This is a genomic window from Streptomyces sp. NPDC002537 (genome assembly GCF_053594975.1).
The window spans coordinates 1-4,927 of sequence record NZ_JBSFWT010000173.1; the positions used below are offsets into that span (position 1 = coordinate 1).

Annotated in this window: 3 protein-coding genes; all 3 read left to right on the forward strand. The window is 70.0% G+C overall.

Features of this window, described 5'->3' with window-relative positions:
* Positions 1-200 precede the first annotated feature (200 nt).
* The 3 genes from ACWD4A_RS35080 (at position 201) to ACWD4A_RS35090 (ending at position 4,806) form a co-directional block, all read left to right on the forward strand.
* Complete coding sequence (locus tag ACWD4A_RS35080) at positions 201-2,207, forward strand: APC family permease (protein WP_451200493.1); 2,007 nt, start codon at positions 201-203, stop codon at positions 2,205-2,207.
* Between the two features lie 79 nt (positions 2,208-2,286).
* Positions 2,287-3,309, forward strand: a complete 1,023-nt coding sequence (gene rarD, locus ACWD4A_RS35085; RefSeq protein ID WP_451200496.1) for an EamA family transporter RarD — start codon at positions 2,287-2,289, stop codon at positions 3,307-3,309.
* A gap of 111 nt (positions 3,310-3,420) precedes the next feature.
* Positions 3,421-4,806: a M28 family metallopeptidase gene (locus ACWD4A_RS35090; RefSeq protein WP_451200498.1), complete on the forward strand. Its 1,386-nt coding sequence runs from the start codon at positions 3,421-3,423 to the stop codon at positions 4,804-4,806.
* Positions 4,807-4,927: the final 121 nt, after the last annotated feature.

Genomic DNA, 4,927 nt, shown 5'->3' on the forward strand with positions numbered 1-4,927 from the left:
TGAACGACCAACTCGAAACCGCCACCCACCACCAGGGCAAAGGCGACCTCGCCACCCTCCTGGCCGGGAACGACACCTGGACCGTCGTCGGCTGAACCACCCGCACCACCAGGCGCACCCGAACGCCGGACGGGCTGATTTTCAGCCCGTCCGGCGTTTGAGGAGAGGACTCCGGGGCCGACCGCCGGTTACATAGGGGGATGGCCGATTCCGATGCCGTACCCGAGGTTCCTGACCGGCTCGCCTACCGCGTCAAATGCCGACTGCTCGGTCGTCCCCTCGTCACCCAGCAGCTCGCCCACGAGACGCTCTCCAACCCCCTCGCCCTGGGCGTCCTCGCCTCCGACTGCATCTCCTCCACCGCGTACGGCAGCGAGGAGATGCTCCGCATCCTGGTACCGGTCGTCGGAGTGGCCGCGTTCACCTTGCTGCTGCCGGTGACCGGCGCGATCCTGCTGGTGCTGTTGCTCCTCACGCTCTCCTACCGCGACGTGGTGTCCGTGTACACGCGCGCCGGCGGCTCGTACGTCGTCGCCCGTGAGAACTTCGGTCCGCGCGTCGCCCAGATCGCGGCGGTCGCGCTGCTCGTCGACTACATCGTCACCGTCGCCGTGCAGACCGCCGCGGGCACCGACGCGCTGATCTCCCTCGCCCATCTCACCGGCGACGGCTACACCGGCATCGACCACCTCAAACTCCCCATCACCGTGGGCGTGGTGGTGCTGTTGATGTACGGGAATCTGCGAGGGCTCCGGGAGGCGGGGCGGGCGTTCGCCGCTCCCGCGTACCTCTTCATGGTCGCCGTCGCGCTGATACTGCTCATCGGTCTCGTCCGGGCCCTCACCGGCGGCCTCCCCCACGCGGACCTGCACGCCAGCGGCGCCCTTCCGCTCGGTACGGCCGGGCACGGCTGGCTCTACGGCGCTTCGCTGTTCATGGTGCTGCGCGCGTTCGCGAACGGCGGCTCGTCGCTGACCGGTCTGGAGGCGATCTCCAACAGCGTCTCCGCCTTCCGCAGGCCGCAGGGCCGCAACGCCCGGCGCACCCTCACCGTCATGAGCTGTGTGCTGGGCGTCATGGTGCTCGGCGTCTCCACGCTCGCCCACTTCACCCACGCGATCCCCTACCAGGACGGCAATCCGACCGTCATCGCCCAGGAGGCCCACCTCGTCTTCGGCGGCAGCTGGCTCGGCACGGCCGGGCTGGTCTATGTGCAGCTGGCGACCGCGCTGATCCTCTACACGGGCGCGAACACGCCCTTCACCGGCTTCCCGTTCCTCGCCAGCTTCGTCGCCGAAGACCGCTTCCTGCCCCGCCAGTTGACGCGCCGCGGGCACCGGCTCGCCTTCTCCAACGGGATCATCTCGCTCACCGTCGTCTCCCTCGCGCTGCTGATCGTCACGGGCGGCAGCGTCGACAAGCTCGTCGCGCTGTACGCCATCGGCGTGTTCACCGGCTTCACCATGGCGGCCGCCGGGATGGCGGCCCACTACTGGCGACGGCCCGACGAGCCGAACCGGCACGGGAAGGTGGGGGTGAACCTCGTGGCCGCGGTGGTCTCGGCGATGGTCGTGGTCATCTTCGCGGTCACCAAGTTCACGGAGGGCGCCTGGCTGGTCGTGGTGGTCTTCCCGCTCGGCGTATGGGCGCTGATCCGCATCAACCGCCAGTACCGGGAGGAGGACGAGGCGCTGGGCAACGTCCCCGCCCTCGGCTCGGACCGGCCGCACTGGCGGCGCCACCTCGTGTACATCCTCGTCGACAGCCTCGACCTGGCCACCATCCAGGCACTGCGGTACGCGCACGAGCTGCGGCCGGACGAGGTGCGGGCCCTGCACTTCGTCATCGACGAGGAGCGGGCCCGGCGGCTGGCCGCGAAGTGGGACGAGACGCCCGGCACGACGGTGCCGCTGGAACTGGTGGACTGCCCGGACCGGCGGCTCCGGCACGCGGTCGCCTCCCTCGCGGCCCGCACCACGGCCGACGGCTCCACGGCCCTCACCCTGCTGGTGCCGCGCCGTACGTACTCGCCGCCGCTCGGGCCGCTGCTGCATCCGGACCGGGGCGACGAGATGGCGAAGACGCTGGAGCAGCTGCCGAACGTGGCGGTGACGATCCTGCCGTTCGACGTCACCAAGGCCGTCGAGCGCATGCGTGAGGAGCGCCCGAGGCAGGGGGCGGGCACCGGGGGCGAGGCGGCGTCATGACCATGATTCGGTACGCACATGACATCGGTCCGGGTGCGGCGTTACCTTCGACGGAGCCGCGTCGCCCCCAGGAGCCGTCATGACCGCCACCCCCACCGCCAGGAGCGAGACCCGCACGGGTCTGCTCTGCAGCGTTGCCGCCTACTCGATCTGGGGTCTCTTCCCCCTCTACTGGCCCCTCCTCGAACCTTCCGGCGCGGGCGAGATCCTCGCCCACCGCATGGTGTGGTCGCTCGCCACCGTGCTGATCGCCCTCGCCGTCACCCGGCGCTGGGGGTGGATACGCCCGCTGCTCCGGCAGCCGAAACGGCTGGCGCTGATCGCGATCGGCGCGGCCCTGATCTCCGTGAACTGGGGCGTCTACATCTGGGGCGTCAACTCGGGGCACGTCGTCGAGACGTCGATGGGCTACTTCATCAACCCGCTGGTCTCCATCGCCTTCGGCGTCCTCGTCCTGCGCGAGCGGCTGCGGGCCGTCCAGTGGACGGCGGTGGGCGTCGGCGCGGCCGCGGTCGTGGTGATGGCCGTCGCATACGGCAAGCCGCCGTGGATCGCGCTGACGCTGGCCGCCACGTTCAGCACGTACGGCCTGGTCAAGAAGAAGGTCGGGCTGGGCGGCCTGGAGTCGATGGCCGCCGAGACCGCGGTGCAGTTCCTCCCGGCGCTGGGCTTCCTGCTGTTCCTCGGGGCGGACGGCGGCAGCACCTACGCGAGCGAGGGCGCCGGGCACGCCCTGCTGCTGATGGGCACCGGCGCGATCACCGCGCTGCCCCTCATCTGCTTCGGCATCGGGGCCGTCCGGCTGCCGCTGTCGGTGATGGGCATGGTGCAGTACCTCGCCCCCGTCTTCCAGTTCGCCCTCGGACTGCTGGTCTTCCACGAGACGATGCCCGCCGAGCGGTGGGCCGGTTTCGCGCTGATCTGGCTGGCGCTCGCCCTGCTCAGCTGGGACGCGCTGCGCACGGCCCGCACCGCGCGGACGGAGCTGCGGGCGGCCCAGGACAAGGCCGTACACAGCGGAAAAGCGACGTCCGCCGCCACTGTTAACACAGACGTCACAGCCGTCACGGAGACCCCTGAAGCCACAGCTCAGGGGCGGTAGACCGGCGCCCGATATCCGGAAAGCGGTGTTCGGTGTCCGAATTCCGCCCTTGACGCGTATAACCGGCGCCCCCAACATCATGGCCACGTCAAAATGAGTTGGGAGCCCCCCATGCTTGAACTCAAAGGACCACTCAACGGAACCGGGCGAAGAAACCGCGCCGTGGCCCTCCTGGCCACCGGTGCGGCCCTCACCGCCACCTTCCTCGGCGCGACCGGCGCCCCGGCCCAGGCGGTTCCCACCACCGCCGGGGCCGCCGCGCCGGTCGCCGCCAAGACCCGCGTCAAGGCCGACGCGCCCGGCATTCCCGTGGCCAACGTCAAGGCGCACCTCAACCAGCTCCAGTCGATAGCCAACGCCAACGGCGGCAACCGCGCGCACGGCCGCAGCGGCTACAAGGCGTCCGTCGACTATGTGAAGGGCAAGCTGGACGCGGCCGGATTCACCACCACCGTCCAGCAGTTCACCACCAACGGCGCCACCGGCTACAACCTGATCGCCGACTGGCCCGGCGGGGACGCGAACCACGTCGTCTTCGCGGGCTCGCACCTCGACTCGGTCAACGCCGGTCCCGGCATCAACGACAACGGCTCCGGCTCGGCCGGCATCCTCGAGGTCGCCCTCGCCGTCGCCCGCGAGGGCTACAAGCCCGACAAGCACCTGCGGTTCGGCTGGTGGGGCGCCGAGGAACTCGGCATGCGCGGCTCGCAGTACTACGTCAACAGCCTGCCCGCCGCCGAGCGTTCGAAGATCGACGGCTATCTGAACTTCGACATGATCGGCTCGCCGAACCCGGGCTACTACGTCTACGGCTACGACGCGAACCTCCAGAGCCTCTTCGAGGACTGGTTCACCGCCAAGAACATCCCCACCGAGGTCGACCACGAGGGCGACGGCCGCTCCGACCACGCGCCCTTCCAGAACGTCGGGATACCCGTCGGCGGGCTGTTCAGCGGCGCCGACTACATCAAGACCGCCGACCAGGCGCAGAAGTGGGGCGGCACCGCGGGCCAGGCGTTCGACGCCTGCTACCACCGCTCGTGCGACACCTACGCGAACCTCGACGACACCGCGCTCGGCACCAACACCGCCGCGATCGCCGGTGCCGTCTGGAAGCTGAGCGGCGGCTCCTCCACGACGCCGCCGAGCGGCAAGGTCTTCGAGAACACGTCCCGGGTCGACATCCCCGACGCGGGTCCGGCGATCGAGTCCCCGATCGCCGTCAGCGGCCTCACCGGCAACGCGCCGGCCGCGCTCAAGGTCGGGGTCGACATCAAGCACACGTACCGGGGCGACCTGGTCGTGGACCTCGTCGGTCCCAGTGGAAAGACGTATCGGCTGAAGGACTCGAGCAACAACGACTCCGCGGCCGACGTCAACGCCACCTTTACGGTGAACGCGTCCACCGAGACCGCGAACGGCACGTGGAAGCTTCGCGTGCAGGATGTCGCGGCGCAGGATGTCGGCTACGTCAACGGCTGGAAGCTCACGTTCTAGCCTCCGGCTGCGGGTCGTTCGCCGCCTGCGGCGGGGGCGGCCTGCGGCCGCGTCCTCAAACGCCGGACGGGCTGATTTTGCCGGCGTAGCCCGCAATCTGCGGGCCGTAGGTCAAAGAGCC